Consider the following 15,795-nt stretch of genomic DNA (forward strand, 5'->3'; position numbering starts at 1 on the left):
GATGAGGGGCGGCCGACCGTGATCGGCCGCCCCTACTGGTCACCTGTGCGTCAGCAGGTTCCGCATCATGGCGATCTCCGTGCTCTGCGAGCTGATGATCGAGCCGGCGAGGGCCTTGGCGTCGGCGTTCGAGCCCTGGGCCCGCTCGGTCCGGGCCATGGCGACGGCGCCCTGGTGATGTTTGATCATCATCTCCAGGAACGCCTGGTCGAAGGGTTTGCCGGACAGCGAGTCGAGCTTCTTCATGTCCCGCTCGGACATCATCCCCTCGCCCATGTGCATGCCGCCGGGCGAGGGCATGGCCGCTCCCCAGTCCTTCAGCCAGCCGGTCATCTTGTCGATCTCTGGCTGCTGGGCGTTCTCGATCTGGGCGGCGAGCCGCTTGACCTCGGGCGCGGACGCCTTCGTGGCGGCCTGCCGCGCCATGGTGACCGCCTGCCGGTGGTGCGGGATCATCATCTGCGCGAACATCACGTCCTGGGCGTCATGTCCGGCCGGGGCCGAGCTCATGCTCATGCCGGGCCCCATGGAGTGACCGTTCATGGAGTGGTGACCGGAGTCGTCGCCGTTGCCGCCGCACGCGGCGAGGGTGAGCGCGGCGGCCGGGATGACCAGCAGGAAGTGGACGCGTTTCATCGATCTTCTACCTTCCGTATTCGGACGTGCTGAGTGGGCGTGCGGGTCATCGGCGACCCGGACGCCTGTCACAGCCGGAGTACGGAGAGCTGGAAGATGGACGGTCGGGGCGGGGCCCGGCCCTGGGCCTCGTGTCCTCGTCCGAGCGGACGGCCCGGCGCACCGGACGCGTCGCGGCGCCCGACGAAGGCGGCGGCCAGGATCAGCAGCGTGGCCAGTACCAGCAGGGCCAGGCACATCTGGCCGCCGGGGTGGTCGTGCCGGCCGGACGGGGCGTGCGACGGCGCCGAGGCCGGGTGATGCCCGGCCTCGGCCTCCGGGTGATCCGTCCCGGACATGGCCATGAGGACGGCGGACGCGTGCGTGTCCGTCGGACCGGCCGTCGCCTGCAACCCGTGCATCGCGAACAGGCCGAGCAGCGTCAGAGCCAGGAGCAGCAGACCGCCCGGCGCCGAAGCGCCGGACCGGTGCTGCCCGCCGCCCAGGCCCCTGGCCCGCATCTCAGCGCGCCGCCTCGAAGCGGCGCAGCCGCAGGCTGTTGCTGACCACGAACACGCTGGAGAACGCCATCGCGGCACCGGCCAGCATCGGGTTGAGCAGGCCGGCGGCGGCCAGCGGCAGGGCGGCCACGTTGTAGGCGAAGGCCCAGAAGAGGTTGCCCTTGATCGTGCCCAGCGTCCGGCGGGACAGCCGGATGGCGTCCGCCGCGGCGCGCAGGTCGCCGCGCACCAGCGTGAGGTCGGCCGCCTCGATGGCCACGTCGGTGCCGGTGCCCATGGCCAGGCCCAGATCCGCCTGTGCCAGAGCCGCCGCGTCGTTGACACCGTCCCCGACCATCGCCACGACCTTACCCTCGCCCTGCAGCCGCTTGACGACGTCGACCTTGTCGGCGGGCAGCACCTCCGCGATCACCTCGTCGATGCCGGCCTCGACCGCGACCGCGCGGGCCGCCGCCTCGTTGTCGCCGGTCAGCAGGATCGGCGTCAGGCCGAGCCCGCGCAGCCGGGTGATCGCCTCGGCGCTGGTGTCCTTGATCGTGTCCGCGACGACCAGGACCGCGCGCGCCTCGCCGTCCCAGCCGACCGCGACGGCCGTCCGGCCCGCGGCCTCCGCCGCCGCCTTGGCGCGTTCGAGCTCGGCGGGCAGGTGCTGGGACCACTCCTCCAGCAGTCGCGTACGGCCGACCAGGACCGCGTGGCCGTCAACGACGCCCTGGACTCCGAGGCCCTCGACGTTGGCGAAGTCCTCCGGCCGGGGCAGCGCGCCGACCCGCTGCACGGCGCCCTTGGCGATCGCCTGGGCGATCGGGTGCTCGGAGGAGTCCTCCAGCGCACCGGCCAGCCGCAGCACCTCGTCGGCGTCCTGGCCCTCGGCGGTCACCACGTCGGTCAGCGTCATCCTGCCGGTCGTGACCGTGCCGGTCTTGTCCAGCACGATCGTGTCGAGCCGCCGGGTCGACTCCAGCACCTCGGGCCCCTTGATCAGGATGCCGAGCTGGGCGCCGCGCCCCGTACCGACCAGGAGGGCGGTCGGCGTGGCCAGGCCGAGCGCGCACGGGCAGGCGATGATGAGGACCGCGACCGCGGCGGTGAAGGCCGCCGCGACGCTGCCACCGGTGCCGAGCCAGAACCCGAGGGTGGCCACGGCGAGCGTGATGACGATCGGCACGAAGATCCCGGCGATCCGGTCGGCCAGGCGCTGCACCTGCGCCTTGCCGTTCTGCGCGTCCTCCACCAGCCGCGCCATCTGCGCGAGCTGCGTGTCGGAGCCGACCTTGGTCGCCTCGACGACGAGCCGGCCGCCCGCGTTCACGGTGGCGCCGACGACCGCGTCGCCGACCCCGACCTCGACGGGCACGGACTCGCCGGTGAGCATGCTCATGTCCACCGCGGAGCCGCCCTCGACCACGACGCCGTCCGTGGCGATCTTCTCGCCGGGCCGTACGACGAACCGGTCGCCGGTCTTGAGCTGCTCGACCGGGATCCGTTCCTCGCGGTCGCCGCGCAGGACGGCGACCTCCTTGGCGCCCATCTCCAGCAGCGCCCGCAGGGCGGCGCCGGCGCGGCGCTTCGACCGGGCCTCGAAGTAGCGCCCGGCCAGGATGAACACCGTCACCCCGGCGGCGACCTCCAGGTAGATGTTGCCGGCGCCGGAGGAGCGCTCGATCGTGAAGGTGAACGGGTGCCGCATGCCGGGCTCGCCGGCGTCACCGAAGAACAGCGCGTACAGCGACCAGCCGAACGCCGCGATCGTGCCCAGCGACACGAGCGTGTCCATCGTCGCCGTGCCGAGCTTGAGGTTCTTGTACGCCGCGCGGTGGAACGGCAGCGCGCCCCACACCAGCACCGGTGCCGCCAGGGTCAGCGACGCCCACTGCCAGTACCGGAACTGCAGCGCCGGGACCATCGCCAGCAGGATCACCGGGATCGCCAGCGCGGCGCTGATGACGAGCCGGTCGCGCAGCGCCCGTACGGGGGCGTCCTCGCTCGGCTCCTCCTCGGCCGGCTCCGCCGCGACGGGGAGGGCGGCGGTGTAGCCAGCCTTCTCCACCTGGGCGATCAGGTCCTCGGTGGTGAGATTCGGGCCGAAGCTGACACTGGCCTTCTCGGTGGCGTAGTTGACGGTCGCGGTGACGCCGTCGAGCTTGTTGAGGCGCTTCTCGACGCGGTTCGCGCACGAGGCACAGGTCATCCCGCCGATCGCCAGTTCGACTCGTTCGGGTGCCGTGCTCGTGGTGCTGCTCATCACCCCTCCTTGTCCGGGATGGTCGCGTTCTAGTGCTGGTGATCGCCGGAGGTCGTGTCGCTCGCGCCCGCCGTGACGGTGAACTCGGCGGTGTGCACCGTGCCCTCGTGCTGGAAGTCCAGGTAGAGACGGTAGGTGCCGACGGACGGTGCTTCGGCGTAGAAGGTGATGGCCGGCCCTGGCTTGGTCTTGCCGTCGCCGGGCTCGCCGTCCGGGTGGACGTGGAGGTAGGCCAGGTCGCCCTGCCGCAGCGCCACCAGATGTCCGTACGCGGCCAGGTAGGGCTGCAGATCGGTGACCGGCCGGCCGTCCCGGCTGATCGTCATGTCGAGCCGACTCGACCGGCCCGCGACCAGTGTCCCCGTCAGCGTCACGGTGTAACCGTCGACGGTGGCGGTGGTGGCCGGGGCGGGCAGCGGCCGGGGCGCGGCGTCGCCCGCGACGGTCTCGTCGATGCCGAGAGTCAGCGGATCGGCGCCGGTGGGTTTGAAATCGGCGAACGCGCGGTACGTGCCCGGCCCGCTCAGCGGGGAGGCGACCCGCCAGGTGCCGTCCGCGTCCATCGTCGGGTGCACGTGCCGGAAACCGGACAGGTCACGCCGAACGACGATGAGGTGCATCCGCTTGTCGTGCTGCGGGTCGAACGCCGTCACCGCCCGCCCGTTCGGCCCGACGATCCGGAAGGCGAACGTGTCCGTCGCGGCGGGCACCGTGGTGAGCGTGTAACCCCGGTCCGACACCAGCAGCCCGCCCGGCGCCATGCTCCCGTGACCGCCGTGCCCCGCTTCACCGTGTTCCATACCGCTGCTCTCCTTCATGCCGCCGTGTGCGGCGCTCGCTTTCGTCTCGGCCCCGACGGGGCCGGTCAGTCGACCGGCCCCCATCGCCGCGCCGAACACCACCGCCAGCCCGAGACCGAAGATTCCGAGCCTGGCCGGGACGTTCATCGCTGTTTCCTCCTCCGGCCGAGACTCAGGAATCGACGACTTCGTAGCCGGCCTCGTCCACCGCGTCCCGTACCGCCTTCTCGTCGAGCGGGGCGGCGCTGGAGACGGTGACCAGGCCCGAGGCCAGATCGACCTTGACGTCGGTGACGCCCTCGATGGAGCTGACCTCCTCCGTCACGCTCGAGACGCAGTGGCCGCACGTCATGCCCTTGACCTTGTACTCGGTGGTCGTCATCTCGTTCTCCTCACACGCTGTACGCCGTTCGTGACCGGATTTCCGGTCAGTCCTCAACTTATACCCACCCCCGGTAGGGCATGTCGGTGACCATAGCATACGGGCGGGGGGTATGCGCCAGTGTCGACGTACGGCCGACAGCGCCCCGGATCTCTGTCGCCAGAGCGACCAAAATCCGGGGCGAAGGATTCGCGATGGGGCTCAGCGGCGCCGCGGCGGAGCGTCACCGGGGGAGTGGGTCGATGCCTCGCGTGAACGTGCACCTTGACGTGGCCAAGATGCCGGCCGAGATCGAAGAGCAGCGCGTCGAGACGTGGGCGAGCGTGATGAGCCGCAGATCACGGCGCCGGCGCGACGCGTCACCTCCGTCAGACAGAATCGGCCCTCCGCACCGTTGCGGTGCGGAGGGCCGATCGAGTGGGCGTTCGCCCTTACAGAAGCGAGCGCAGCATGTCGACGTGCGCGGCGAACACCTTGCCGCCGTGGACGCGGTCGAGGTACTCGACGAGCTCGTCGTAGCTGTCGGCGGGCACCCAGACGGCCTGCTTGGCGTCGTCCTGGCCCTTCAGCGAAGGAAGCCGGTCGACGACACCCCCGTCCCCCACGCACGGCTTAGTGACCATCCACGACTCGTCGGATTCGCGGGGGTCGGGCACAGGGCGCGCCTCCGTCTCGGTCCACGAGGCGCCGGGAAGCTTCAGCCCCGTCTCCTCCCCCAGTTCGCGTACCGCGGTCTGGAGGGCGCTCTCGCCGGGATCGACGTAGCCGCCGGGCACCGCCCAGCCGTGGCCGTCGGCGCGTTCCACCATGACGATCCAGCGGCGGCCGTTCCGGTCGAACACGAACACCACCGCGTCGGCGGCCTTCGCCTCCCCCCAGTGCCCGAGCATGTACCGGCCCTGGCGCTTGCCGGTCGACTTGCCCGGCTTGACGGGGCGCCCGTTGATCACGTCGAAGTCGATCCAGGCGTCGAGCCGGCGCTTCACCCAGTCGATCTCGGTCACGTCCCTGGAGTCGGCCCAGCTCGCGCCGGCTTTGATGCCTTCGAGGACGCTCGGGTCTATGAAGGGCTCAGGAAGAATCATGATTGCCTCCTGGCAGTAGTCGGCAGGTAGCCGACATTCGGTGTCTTTTGGTTTCGTCTTGCCTCTGCCGCTCAAGTGCGACTAAGAGGACGGTCCGGTCTGCGCCGGTCTCTGCAACCCCCAACCGGTGCGCGGCCGAACCCCCTCGTGCCGAAACGTTGGCCTGGGGGGTGTGGATCGTTCGATTCGCAACACCCCCGGGCCAACGGGCTCCAGACCGCTCTTTCACCCCTCCCGGCGCGTTGAAGAACGTGGTGAGGAATCGGAGTCCCCGGACCGGCTCGGCCGCTTGTGGCGCACGTCACCGTCACAGGAAACGGGTGGCCGACATCTCTTGTTCGACCGGCTACCACAGCAAGGAGCACGCGATGACCGCTCGGTTGAACCTCTTCGGCAACCCGACCGCGACCGCGGCCAAGGCCGCGCAGCACTTCGGCTCGGCGAGCAAGACGATCCTCCAGGAGTCGACGCTGCCCGCCGCGACCCAGAAGCTGGTGCTGCTGCGCGCCAGCCAGATCAACGGCGACGGTTACGCCACCGATGTGTGGAGCAAGAACGCCGCGCACGCCGGGGAAGACGCGACCCGCGTCAACCTGGTCGCGGCCTGGCGTGAGTCCACGGTGTTCACCGAGGCCGAGCGCGCCGCCCTGGAACTGACCGAGCAGGGTACCCGCATCGCCGACGCGGCCGGTGGCGTCACCGACGAGGCCTGGGCGAACGCCGCCAAGCACCACGACGAGGACCAACTCGCGGATCTGGTGATGCTGATCGCCCTCATCAACGCCACCAACCGCATGGCCGTCATCGTCGGCCAGCGCGGCGGCGACTACCAGCCCGGCCACCTCGGGTGACCACGAGCACGGCCGCTTCATACGACGCCGCGCGAACCACCCGCACGATGCCCACCCCCCCAGAGTGAGGACCACGTCATGGAACCCCGTTTCGACCTGATGACCAATGAGCTCGGCGCCAAGATCGCCAAGCGGATCTACAACGTCGCCCTGGCGATCGTCCAGTCGCCGCTGCCCGAGGCCACCCAGAACCTGGTGATGCTGCGCGCCAGCCAGATCAACGGCTGCGGCTTCTGCGTCGACTACCACACCAAGGACGCCACCACCGCCGGAGAGGACTCGACCCGGCTGAACCTGGTCGCCGCCTGGCGCGAGTCGACGGTGTTCACCGAGGCCGAGCGCGCGGCGCTGGCGCTCACCGAGGAGGGCACCCGGATCGCCGACGCCCACCCCGGCGTGTCGGATGAGACCTGGGCGAAGGTGCGCGAGCACTACGACGACGATCAGATCGCCGCCCTGGTCTCCCTGATCGCCATGATCAACGCCAACAACCGGCTCAACGTGATCGTGCGCAACCCCGGCGGCTCCTACCAGCCCGGCCAGTTCGCTGGCATGGCCAACTGACCGGCAGACCGATCGCGGCCCGGCCCAGGATCACCCGATCCGGCCGGGCCGCACACCTCACGGGGTTGCCGAGATCGCCGACGAAAGAGCGGGGCGATGAGCGCCGACCGGGGTTACCGTCAGGGCATGCGAGCCGACGGGAATGACGCATGCGGGTCAGACCGCCGGGGGGGATCCTCGATCGAGTGTCGGTTCTCCACACGGTGTGGACGATGTCGAGGTGCTGGCCCCTTTCGCTCCCGACGCGGAGTGGCGGGCCGCGTTGAAGCGCGCGCCTCGTCGCTTCTTCATCCCCGACGCCGCGTTGGCGAGCGCCGATCGATGGATCGACAAGCGGGCCGATCCCCAGGCATGGGCGGCGGCGGTGGCGGACGACAGCCCCATCGTCACGCAGATCGACGACGGTGACACGCCACTGACCGCGGAGACCGCTCGGCGTGCGACGGAGCAGACCTGTGCGTGTTCGGCGCCCAGTGTGGTCTTCGCCGGTCTGGGGGCTCTCGACCTTCGTGCCCATCACCGGGTGCTGGAGGTCGGCACCGGAACGGGGTGGACGGCGGGTCTGCTCGCCGCACGTCTCGGCGACGCCGGTGTGACATCGATCGAAGTCGATCCCGCCCTGGCCGCGACCGCCGTCGCCAACCTGGACCGGGTCGGTTTGTCCCCCCGCCTGGTCGTCGGCGACGGTGCGGCGGGGTGGTCGGACGGCGCTCCGTTCGATCGAGTGCACGTCACCTGCGGGGTCCGGTCGGTTCCCGGCGCATGGATCGAACAGACCCGGCCGGGCGGCGTCATCGTGCTTCCCCTCGACGCCGAATTCGGGACCGGCCTCATCACCCGTCTTGACGTCCTCGACGACGGCACCGCGATCGGTCGGTTCGTCGGAGAAGCCTGGTACATGCGCATGCGCACGCAGCGTGACGTCCGGGCCGAGTGGCCGTGGAAGAACGAACTCGACGGTGAGATCTCCACGACCCGGTTGGACCCGCACACGATCGCCCCCGTCCACGGGGGAGCGGTCGGCGTGTGGCTGTCCGCGCGTCTTCGGAACGTGGATGCCCTGAGCTGGGCTCCCGATTCGGACGGTCTCATCGTGCACTGGCTGCTGGAGAGCGGCCCTCGCGCCGAGTCGTGGGCGGCCGTCGACTACAGGCCGGGAGCGGCACGGTTCGAGGTCGAGCAGTACGGTCCACGGCGGCTGTGGGATGAGGCAGAAGCGGCCTACCTCGGTTGGCTGCGCGCCGGACGTCCCGGTCTCGAACGTCTCGGCATCACCGTTACCGCCGGCGGAGACCAGCGGTTCTGGCTTGACTCACCTGACCGTCCGATCCGCTGATCGGCTCTCGGAGAGGCCACGCCAAAGGGTAGGCATCGCAAGGCGTGACACGTCCGCCGGCTGTGAGGGTGTCAGCCGAGGAGGTGGACGAGTCCGCCGGCCCAGGTGTTGAGGAAGCCGACGGCGCTGTGGGCGGCCCAGTGTTGGGTCAGGTACCCCACCGTCTCGACCAACGCGACCCACACGGCGACGACGAAGAGAGTCGAGCCCGTGGCGATGCCCCACGACTCGAGGTCCTCCTTGAGAGCGCTTCCTCCGACGTTGACGCCGAGCACGCCGAAGGCCGCGCCGCCGAGGACGGCTCCCGCGAAGAAGTCTCCGACGAGCGCTCCCACGAGCAATCCGGCCGGAAGGCCGACCACGAGCACGATCGCCTCGGTGAACAGCGGCAGCGCGACCACTCCCGCGCAGCGGGTGACCCTCATTCCGGCGACGGCCACGATGGCCGCGATGCCCAGGGGAAGCAGGAATGCTCCGGTGAGGTAGGACCCGCCCGCGGCGGGATGGGCGGTGCCCATTCCCAGGGTCAACGGCAGGAGGAACGCCAGCAGACCCAGCGTCGAGCGGACCATGAAAGGCCACCACCGCCGTGGCTCGGGGGCGTCCGCCGATCCGACATGCCCCGTCACTGCCAGGCGGTCCTCGCGGGTGTCGGCGGGAAGCTCCGGCGAGGTGGCCGATACGCCGGCCGCACCCTGCCCGGATGGGCTAACGTCCGTTGCCTCGCCGGGTCCGGCCTCGGTCGCGGGAGGCTGGGCCGGGACCGGCGTTCGCATGGCGTGGAGGCGGTCCAGGGCCTCCTCCGCCGAGGGGCGGTCGGTCGCGGCGGGCGCCAGGAGGTCTTCGATGAGCTCGGCCAGCGTCCCCGAAGCCGGTTCGAACAGCGGGCGCTCATAGAGCGTGGCGTGAACCGTCGCACCCGGATTGTCGCGGCGGAACGGCGCGTGTCCCCTGAGTCGATCAGGATGTTGCCCGGCTTGAGATCCCGGTGCAGTACGCCGTGGTCGTGCACGAACCGGAGAGCCGTGAGCAGTTGCTCCGCGAGTGCGGCGGTGCGTTCGTCGGTGAGCGGGCCGTCCCGGAAGACGGTCTCTTTGAGTGAGCGTCCCTCGATGAGGTCCATCACCAGCCAGGGGATGCCGTCGACGGTGATCAGGTCGCGTACGGACACGATGTTCGGATGCGCCGGCAGCCGGGCGAGCGTACGGCCCTCGCGGCGGGCGCGCGCCGCGGGCTCCTCAGGGATCTCCGCGGCGTCGGTCGCGGGGATGAGGAGTTGCTTCAGCGCGACGTCGATCTCCAGGTGCCGGTGGTGGGCGCGCCAGACCGTGCCCATCCCGCCGGAGCCGAGCTGTTCCTTGAGGACGAATCGGCCGTCGACCACATCTCCGGCGCGATACTCGCCTCCCACCCCGTACTCTCCTCCCGCCGCCCCGGACTCCGCCCCGCCGGAGTGCGTTACCGACCTTGCATCAGTGCGGTACCGCGCGCAAGGCCGTTGTCCGACGGCGAGCGGACCGTCATCGTTCCGCGACCTGTTCGGGTTCCGGTCGGTTCCCGGCGGGCACCGCCGCGACGAGCAGCAGAGGGACGGCGGCGAGGGCGAAGAGCGGGCCGGGGCCCGCCCAGGCGGAGCCGAGCGCGTAGGCGGAGTAGGTCAGCACCGCGACGACCTCCGATCCGAAGCCGGCGAGCGAGGTGACGGTCGCCCGGGACTCGTCGCCGATCTGGTCCTGCAGCCGCGCGTCGGCGTTGCTCATCGCCCACTCGAAGGCGCAGAAGGCGAGGGCGACGGGCGTCATCCCTGCCGTCCGGCCGCTCGCCGCGCCGAGGGCGAGGCATCCGGCGGCGAGGGCGAGGATGGGGGCGGTCCATCGCGTGCCGCGCCCGGCGAGCCAGCCGCCCGCCGTCATCCCGGTCATGACCAGCAGGACCAGCAGTGGCGCGACGGACGCGGGAGCGCCGGTCGACCGGGCGAGGAGGGGGACGTACTCGTCGAGGGCGCCGGCGACGCCCGTCAGCACCGAGACGATGAGCAGCGACCGGCGGACCGACGGCGCGCGGCGGACCTCGGCGAGGCCGTCCCGCACCACCTGCCGGTACTCCGGACCTCGCTCGGCGTGGCCCCGCGAGTCGGGCAGCGTGCGGGCGGCCGCCGCGCAGAGGAGGCAGGCGGCCACGCTCGCGACGCCCACGGCGGGGTATCCGCCGACGGCCAGGACCGGTCCGGCCAGCGCGGTCGCGGCCGACACCGCCAGCATGCCCATGGCGTGGGTCCGGCCGATGACGCGTGGATAGGCGTTCGACGCGCCGGACCGCGTCAGCTCCTCGTACACCAGGGCCTGGAGGGCGCCCGAGCGCAGTGCGCCGCCCGCGCCCCAGAGCACGAAGCCGAGCGCGAACGAGAGGTACGACGGGACGAACGTCCACAGCGCGAAGCCCGTGCCGGTGAGGAGCGGCGCGATCGTGAGCAGCGACCTGCGGGAGAAGAGATCCGCCCATATCCCCGTGGGGATCTCCAGCGCGAAGGAGTTCACCGACCAGATGACGAACAGCGACGAGATCGCGGCGGCGGACATCCCGGCCTTCGCGAACAGCACGGCGTAGACCGGGTACAGCAGGACGAAGTCCTCAAGGAACGCGTAGGCGTACAGCCTGCGCGCGAGTCTCGACGCAGTTGAAGATCAATGTCGTCGTCTCATGGCGGCAGCGTACGACCACGGCACCCCGGAGGAGAAGCCCTTTTCCCGCGATGATCGACTTTTCTGTCGGCGGGGCGGGCCACAATGCGAGGCATGCCCAGGAGCGCTACGCCGGTGACACCGCCGCCCGCGGCCTCTCCCACCGGTGAGACCAACCGCTACGTCGCGAAGGTCAAGACGTCCCTGACCCGGCGGTGGTCGCACACCCGGATGAAGGATCTGTACGAGCAGGCCGACTTGGCGAGGTACCTCTGGGCGCTGGAGCGGGAGACCGAGGCGCTGGAGATCCTGCGGTCCGTGACCTCGGCGGTGCCGGTGCCGGGCGCGTCGCCGAACTACAACGTCTGGTCGCCGGTCGTCACGATGGACGCGCTGGAGGCGCGGATCTGCCGGCTCGCGGGGGACGAGGCGGCGGCCGCGGTGCCGGTCGGGCGCATCCTGGCCGATCCCGGGCTCGCGCCGAACCGCGACTTCATCGTCGAGGAGATCGCCGACGCTCCGGCCGCGCTGGAGCGGGCGAACGCCGAGACGTCGGTGAAGTGGGCCTGCCACCGGCTGTCCCGGCACGTCGGTTCGCTCATCCACCTCCACGAGCTGGCCGTCGCCGGCCACCCGTACGGCGAGTGGTACGACGCCGCGGAGGTGGACCGGCTGATCGTCGAAGGACGGGCCCTCCTGGCCGCCCGGCTGTCGGCGGCCGCCTGACCCCCCGTCAGGCGGTGGCGGCGCCGCGCCGGGGGAGGTCGGGGACGCCGAGGCGCCGGTGCTCGATGTGGTTGATCGCCTCGTCCAGCAGCGTGGCGACGTGGTTGTCGTAGAGCTGGTAGACGATGCTGCGGCCGTGGCGGTCGCCGACGACCAGGCCGAGATGGCGCAGGTAGCGGAGCTGGTGGGAGACGGCGGAGCGCTCCATGTCGATGGCGTCGGCGAGCTCGCCGACGGAGCACGGGCCCTCCCGGAGGCGGCTGAGGATGCGCAGCCGGCTGGGGGTGGCCAGCGCCTGCATGGTCTCGGCGACGCTCTTGGCCAGGTCGGCGTCGATCGGCCCGGTCGGGGTCCTGTGTCCGTCAACGCCGTGTCCCATGTCGCCATGGTAACCACGGGGAATATGTGAACACCTATTCACGCGATCACTTATCATGGAGACGACCACGCGCCGGGAGAAGAGGAGCGGGCCACCGTGCCATCCGCCGTCGTCGAGCGTGACGAGGCCGCCGACCGGAGAGCGGCCAACCGGGCCATGGCCGTCTCGGCGGCCGGTCTGTCGGTGACCGCCCTCATCGAGATCGTCCTGGCCCTGGTCACCGGCTCGGTCGCGCTGCTCGGCGACGGCCTGCACAACCTGTCCGACGTGTCGACGTCGGCGGTGGTCTTCCTCGGCTTCTGGATCTCCCGGCGGCCCGCGACGGCCCGTTATCCGTACGGCTACGAGCGGGCGGAGGACCTGGCCGGGCTCGGTGTGGCGCTGGTGATCTGGGCGAGCGCGCTGTTCGCCGGGTACGAGAGCTACCACAAGCTCGTCGGCGGCACGGCGACGACCGACGCCGGGCTGGGCATGGTCGGTGCGGCGCTCGGCATCGTCGGCAACCAGATCGTCGCCCGGTACAAGCTGCGGGTCGGCCGCCGGATCCGGTCGGCGACGATGATCGCCGACGCCAAGCACTCCTGGCTCGACGCGATCTCCTCGCTGGGCGCGCTGGTCGGCCTCGCGCTCGTGGCCGCCGGGTACCGCTGGGGCGACCCCGTGGCCGGGCTGGCCGTCACGCTGTTCATCGGTCACGTCGGCGTGGAGGTCACCCGCGACCTCGTGCACCGCCTGATGGACGGCGTCGACCCCGACCACCTGGAGGCCGCGCGGACGGCCGCCGCCGGGGTTCCGGGCGTTGGCGCGGCCGAGGTCCGGGCGCGCTGGATGGGCCGGACCCTCGCCGTCGAGGTCGAGACCCGCCTCGACGACGGCCTCAGCCTCCTGGACGCCGACGGGATCAACGCCGAGGTGGAACGCGCGGTGCGCGTCGCCGTGCCCGACGCCGGTGACGTGCACGCCCACGCCCACGCCACCCGGTCGGCGGGCGTGGCCTGAGGGCGCCGGACGCCGTCCGAGATCGTCACTGGGTGTTTCCGCCTGGTTCGTGCGGGTACACGCAGCGCCGCGAAGGGGTGCAGGTAAAGACCCAGAAGGAGGCGAGTGATCGTGAGCGACACCGGCAAAGACCGCCCGCCGGAGCCCGACCGCGGCGTGGGCGCGCACTCCGGCCATGAGGCTCAGCCGCAGGAGCGCGTGGTCCCCGGCACGATGAGCGCGGGGGAGGGGTACGACACCGAGGCCGAGGGCACCCGGCAGGGCGATCCGCTGTCCGGCGTCGAGACCCGGCCCGGTACGGCCTCCCGCGAGGCGGGCCTGACCGACGAACACGCACCGGACACCAACCCCGACGGCACCCCGCGCCCCCGGGACTGAGGGGCCGCCCTCCGGGTGAACCCCGGGCCGCCGGCGGACGTCTTCTCTGCTGAAGCCACGGCGAGAGGCGGTTCGCATGGTGTCCAGACGTGCCTTCCTGTTCGGCGGCGCCGGGTTCGGCGCGGTGGCCGTCGCGGGAGGGGTCGGCGCCGTCCTCGTCGAGGAGGACGTGCTGCCGGGGAAGGTGTCCTTCGACCGGGCCCTCGGGCGCTGCGGGTCCCTGCCGTCCCCGCCGCGCACACCGGGCATCGTCCAGCAGCAGACCTTTCGCTCCCGCCGGCGCGGGACCGACGTCACGGCCGTCGTCGTGCTCCCCGCCGGCGTCCGGTCGCTGTGGCGCCTTCCGGTCGTGGTCGCCCTGCACGGCAACGGCGGCTCCGCGGTGTCGGCCGCGAACGGCCTCCGGCTCGACCGGTACCTGACCGACGTCGTGCGCACCCGCGCGGTCGCGCCGTTCGCGCTCGTCGCGGTGGACGGCGGCCCCGACACGTACTGGCACCGGAGGAAGAGCGGCGACGACCCGCTCGGCATGATCACTGAGGAACTGCTGCCCCGGCTGGGCCGGCAGGGCGCCTCGACGGACCGGTTCGGGGTGATCGGCTGGTCGATGGGCGGCTACGGCGCGCTCCTGCTGGCCGAGACGGTCGGCGCCCCCCGCATGGCCGCCGCCGTCGCCTCCTCACCGGCACTCTTCCCCTCCTACGACGACGCCCGCCGGACGAACCACCGGGCTTTCGACGACGCCGCCGACTTCGCGCGGAGTGACGTGTTCGCCGGACTCGGCCGGCTGAGGGGCGTGCCGACGCGAGTGGACTGCGGAACCAGCGACCCGTTCGCGCCGATGGTGCGCCGGTTCCGGAAGCGGCTGCGCCCCGAAGGGGGGATGAGCGGCGGGTGCCACGACGGCGCGTTCTGGCTGCGGCACCTGCCGGATCAGCTCGCCTTCCTCGGTGATCACCTCCGTTGAGAGACGTTCTCGGGACCCGAGCGTTCTCAGGACTCCAGCGTTCGGGTGACGGCGTAGGCGACCACCTCGGACAGGTCGCCGGTCCGCTGGTGAACGTCCCACTGCTGCTCGGAGCCGTTGCCCCGTTTGAGCACGCCGAGCAGGAGACCTTCGACCGTGATGAGGTCACCGGTCTCCGCCAGGACCGGCGCGGTGTGCTCGACCAGCGCCCGTACGACGGACTCGGCCGGCGCCGGACGGCCGGTGAGCGGGTGCACCAGGTCGTGCCGGAGCCCGGAGCGGGCCGCCCGCCAGGTGGCGAGCCTCAGCTGGGACGTGCGCACCGGCGGCGCCGGCTCACCGGCCCGCCAGGCCCGCGCGGCCGTCTCCACCAGCGCGCCGACCAGGGCGGCCACCAGCAGGGTGTCGTCCATCAGCAGGCAGACGTCGGCGACCCGGATCTCGACCGTGGGGTAGCGGCGGGACAGCCGGGCGTCGAAGTAGACCATCCCCTCGTCGAGGATCGCGCCGGTGTCCAGCATCTCCTCGACGGCCGACCGGTAGCACGCCGCCGTGCCGAACAGCTCGGTCGGGCCGGACGACGGCCAGCGCCCCATGACCTGCCGGCGGTAGCTGGCGTAACCGCTGTCCGTGCCCTGCCAGAACGGGGAGTTCGCGCTCAGCGCCAGCAGGGTCGGGAGCCAGGGACGGATCCGGTCGAGTACGGCGACGCCCTCCTCGGGGGACTCCACGGCGACGTGGACGTGGCACCCGCAGATCAGGTGCTCGGCGGCGGTGAGGGCGTACTCCCCGGCCATCCGCACGTAGCGCTCCTCGGGCGTGACCGTCGGCCGTACCGGCAGGGGGGAGGTTCCGAGCGCGGCGATCGCCACCCCCTGGTTCCGGGCGGCCGCCGCCGCGACGTGGCGTTGGACGCGGATCTGGTCGGCGAGTTCGGTCATGGACGAGCACGGGCGGGTGCCCGTCTCGAGTTGTTCGCTCTGCAACTCGTGCTGCAGCAGTCCCTCACCGCCGTGCGGCCCGCGCCGGAGTACGGCGTCGGCGGCGGCACGGGGCCTCCCACTGTTCGGGTCGACGAGGAGGAATTCCTCTTCCACCCCCACGGTTCGCGTATCCACTATGACCTACTGTGCTGTTTTCTGGCGGCAGAAAAGTAAAGCCATGGCATCTCCGTTTCTCCGGGTGCCAAAAAAGACATTCCCGTGATCATCGACCGGCCCCCTCCTCATGACGTCAGCGTAAATCGCGACAACGCTCCGCTAACCG

Annotated in this window: 18 protein-coding genes; 7 read left to right on the forward strand and 11 right to left on the reverse strand. The window is 71.4% G+C overall.

Annotated features, from left to right (window positions below):
* Nucleotides 1-39 precede the first annotated feature (39 nt).
* The 6 genes from AB0K82_RS02410 to AB0K82_RS02435 all read right to left on the reverse strand — a co-directional run bounded on the left by AB0K82_RS02410 (nucleotide 40) and on the right by AB0K82_RS02435 (nucleotide 5,648).
* On the reverse strand, nucleotides 40-636 hold the full coding sequence (locus AB0K82_RS02410; protein WP_364391755.1) for a DUF305 domain-containing protein: 597 nt from the start codon (nucleotides 634-636) through the stop codon (nucleotides 40-42).
* 68 nt (nucleotides 637-704) lie between these two features.
* Nucleotides 705-1,136, reverse strand: coding sequence for a DUF6153 family protein (locus AB0K82_RS02415; protein WP_364391757.1), 432 nt, complete (start codon nucleotides 1,134-1,136; stop codon nucleotides 705-707).
* 1 nt (nucleotide 1,137) lies between these two features.
* On the reverse strand, nucleotides 1,138-3,381 hold the full coding sequence (locus AB0K82_RS02420) for a heavy metal translocating P-type ATPase (protein ID WP_364391759.1): 2,244 nt from the start codon (nucleotides 3,379-3,381) through the stop codon (nucleotides 1,138-1,140).
* A gap of 29 nt (nucleotides 3,382-3,410) precedes the next feature.
* Nucleotides 3,411-4,328, reverse strand: a complete 918-nt coding sequence (locus AB0K82_RS02425; protein ID WP_364391761.1) for a hypothetical protein — start codon at nucleotides 4,326-4,328, stop codon at nucleotides 3,411-3,413.
* Nucleotides 4,329-4,353: 25 nt separating this feature from the next.
* Nucleotides 4,354-4,563: a heavy-metal-associated domain-containing protein gene (locus AB0K82_RS02430; protein ID WP_364391764.1), complete on the reverse strand. Its 210-nt coding sequence runs from the start codon at nucleotides 4,561-4,563 to the stop codon at nucleotides 4,354-4,356.
* 431 nt (nucleotides 4,564-4,994) lie between these two features.
* Nucleotides 4,995-5,648 carry an NUDIX domain-containing protein gene (locus AB0K82_RS02435; protein ID WP_364391766.1) on the reverse strand — a complete coding sequence of 218 codons (654 nt, stop codon included), beginning with the start codon at nucleotides 5,646-5,648 and terminating at the stop codon, nucleotides 4,995-4,997.
* Nucleotides 5,649-6,016: 368 nt separating this feature from the next.
* On the opposite strand from AB0K82_RS02435, the gene AB0K82_RS02440 reads away from it, so the two are divergent.
* The 3 genes from AB0K82_RS02440 (at nucleotide 6,017) to AB0K82_RS02450 (ending at nucleotide 8,399) form a co-directional block, all read left to right on the forward strand.
* Nucleotides 6,017-6,499 carry a carboxymuconolactone decarboxylase family protein gene (locus AB0K82_RS02440; protein WP_364391769.1) on the forward strand — a complete coding sequence of 161 codons (483 nt, stop codon included), beginning with the start codon at nucleotides 6,017-6,019 and terminating at the stop codon, nucleotides 6,497-6,499.
* Nucleotides 6,500-6,577: 78 nt separating this feature from the next.
* Complete coding sequence (locus tag AB0K82_RS02445; protein WP_364391771.1) at nucleotides 6,578-7,063, forward strand: carboxymuconolactone decarboxylase family protein; 486 nt, start codon at nucleotides 6,578-6,580, stop codon at nucleotides 7,061-7,063.
* Nucleotides 7,064-7,283: 220 nt separating this feature from the next.
* Nucleotides 7,284-8,399 (forward strand): methyltransferase domain-containing protein, encoded by a 1,116-nt coding sequence (locus AB0K82_RS02450; RefSeq protein ID WP_364391773.1) that lies wholly within the window; start codon nucleotides 7,284-7,286, stop codon nucleotides 8,397-8,399.
* A 71-nt stretch (nucleotides 8,400-8,470) separates the two neighbouring features.
* Here the strand turns inward: AB0K82_RS02450 and AB0K82_RS02455 are convergent, their stop codons facing one another.
* From AB0K82_RS02455 to AB0K82_RS02465, 3 genes are all read right to left on the reverse strand, one after another.
* On the reverse strand, nucleotides 8,471-8,971 hold the full coding sequence (locus AB0K82_RS02455; protein WP_364391775.1) for a hypothetical protein: 501 nt from the start codon (nucleotides 8,969-8,971) through the stop codon (nucleotides 8,471-8,473).
* 53 nt (nucleotides 8,972-9,024) lie between these two features.
* Nucleotides 9,025-9,810 carry a serine/threonine-protein kinase gene (locus AB0K82_RS02460; RefSeq protein ID WP_364391777.1) on the reverse strand — a complete coding sequence of 262 codons (786 nt, stop codon included), beginning with the start codon at nucleotides 9,808-9,810 and terminating at the stop codon, nucleotides 9,025-9,027.
* Nucleotides 9,811-9,919: 109 nt separating this feature from the next.
* Nucleotides 9,920-11,053: an MFS transporter gene (locus AB0K82_RS02465; protein ID WP_364392141.1), complete on the reverse strand. Its 1,134-nt coding sequence runs from the start codon at nucleotides 11,051-11,053 to the stop codon at nucleotides 9,920-9,922.
* 141 nt (nucleotides 11,054-11,194) lie between these two features.
* Between AB0K82_RS02465 and AB0K82_RS02470 the strand changes: the two genes are divergently transcribed.
* Complete coding sequence (locus AB0K82_RS02470; protein ID WP_364391779.1) at nucleotides 11,195-11,806, forward strand: hypothetical protein; 612 nt, start codon at nucleotides 11,195-11,197, stop codon at nucleotides 11,804-11,806.
* 7 nt (nucleotides 11,807-11,813) lie between these two features.
* On the opposite strand, the gene AB0K82_RS02475 is transcribed toward AB0K82_RS02470, so the two are convergent.
* Nucleotides 11,814-12,185, reverse strand: coding sequence for a metalloregulator ArsR/SmtB family transcription factor (locus tag AB0K82_RS02475; protein ID WP_364391782.1), 372 nt, complete (start codon nucleotides 12,183-12,185; stop codon nucleotides 11,814-11,816).
* 96 nt (nucleotides 12,186-12,281) lie between these two features.
* Here AB0K82_RS02475 and AB0K82_RS02480 point away from each other — a divergent pair, with 96 nt between their 5' ends.
* The 3 genes from AB0K82_RS02480 (at nucleotide 12,282) to AB0K82_RS02490 (ending at nucleotide 14,529) form a co-directional block, all read left to right on the forward strand.
* Nucleotides 12,282-13,184, forward strand: coding sequence for a cation diffusion facilitator family transporter (locus AB0K82_RS02480; protein ID WP_364391784.1), 903 nt, complete (start codon nucleotides 12,282-12,284; stop codon nucleotides 13,182-13,184).
* A gap of 111 nt (nucleotides 13,185-13,295) precedes the next feature.
* Nucleotides 13,296-13,562 (forward strand): hypothetical protein, encoded by a 267-nt coding sequence (locus tag AB0K82_RS02485; RefSeq protein ID WP_364391785.1) that lies wholly within the window; start codon nucleotides 13,296-13,298, stop codon nucleotides 13,560-13,562.
* A gap of 76 nt (nucleotides 13,563-13,638) precedes the next feature.
* Nucleotides 13,639-14,529, forward strand: a complete 891-nt coding sequence (locus AB0K82_RS02490) for an alpha/beta hydrolase-fold protein (protein ID WP_364391786.1) — start codon at nucleotides 13,639-13,641, stop codon at nucleotides 14,527-14,529.
* Between the two features lie 26 nt (nucleotides 14,530-14,555).
* Here AB0K82_RS02490 and AB0K82_RS02495 read toward each other — a convergent pair whose 3' ends face one another.
* Nucleotides 14,556-15,647, reverse strand: a complete 1,092-nt coding sequence (locus tag AB0K82_RS02495; RefSeq protein WP_364391787.1) for a glutamate--cysteine ligase — start codon at nucleotides 15,645-15,647, stop codon at nucleotides 14,556-14,558.
* Nucleotides 15,648-15,795: the final 148 nt, after the last annotated feature.

Source organism: Actinoallomurus sp. NPDC052274, from assembly GCF_040679475.1.
Classification (GTDB): domain Bacteria; phylum Actinomycetota; class Actinomycetes; order Streptosporangiales; family Streptosporangiaceae; genus Actinoallomurus; species Actinoallomurus liliacearum.

Excerpts from the sequence above, each read along its gene's own strand:
- AB0K82_RS02490 (WP_364391786.1), top strand. The coding sequence starts at position 13,639 with ATGGTGTCCAGACGTGCCTTCCTGTTCGGCGGCGCCGGGTTCGGCGCG.
- AB0K82_RS02415 (WP_364391757.1), bottom strand. The coding sequence starts at position 1,136 with ATGCGGGCCAGGGGCCTGGGCGGCGGGCAGCACCGGTCCGGCGCTTCG.
- AB0K82_RS02430 (WP_364391764.1), bottom strand. The coding sequence starts at position 4,563 with ATGACGACCACCGAGTACAAGGTCAAGGGCATGACGTGCGGCCACTGC.
- AB0K82_RS02425 (WP_364391761.1), bottom strand. The coding sequence starts at position 4,328 with ATGAACGTCCCGGCCAGGCTCGGAATCTTCGGTCTCGGGCTGGCGGTG.
- AB0K82_RS02410 (WP_364391755.1), bottom strand. The coding sequence starts at position 636 with ATGAAACGCGTCCACTTCCTGCTGGTCATCCCGGCCGCCGCGCTCACC.
- AB0K82_RS02420 (WP_364391759.1), bottom strand. The coding sequence starts at position 3,381 with ATGAGCAGCACCACGAGCACGGCACCCGAACGAGTCGAACTGGCGATC.
- AB0K82_RS02455 (WP_364391775.1), bottom strand. The coding sequence starts at position 8,971 with ATGGTCCGCTCGACGCTGGGTCTGCTGGCGTTCCTCCTGCCGTTGACC.
- AB0K82_RS02445 (WP_364391771.1), top strand. The coding sequence starts at position 6,578 with ATGGAACCCCGTTTCGACCTGATGACCAATGAGCTCGGCGCCAAGATC.
- AB0K82_RS02470 (WP_364391779.1), top strand. The coding sequence starts at position 11,195 with ATGCCCAGGAGCGCTACGCCGGTGACACCGCCGCCCGCGGCCTCTCCC.
- AB0K82_RS02435 (WP_364391766.1), bottom strand. The coding sequence starts at position 5,648 with ATGATTCTTCCTGAGCCCTTCATAGACCCGAGCGTCCTCGAAGGCATC.
- AB0K82_RS02475 (WP_364391782.1), bottom strand. The coding sequence starts at position 12,185 with ATGGGACACGGCGTTGACGGACACAGGACCCCGACCGGGCCGATCGAC.
- AB0K82_RS02440 (WP_364391769.1), top strand. The coding sequence starts at position 6,017 with ATGACCGCTCGGTTGAACCTCTTCGGCAACCCGACCGCGACCGCGGCC.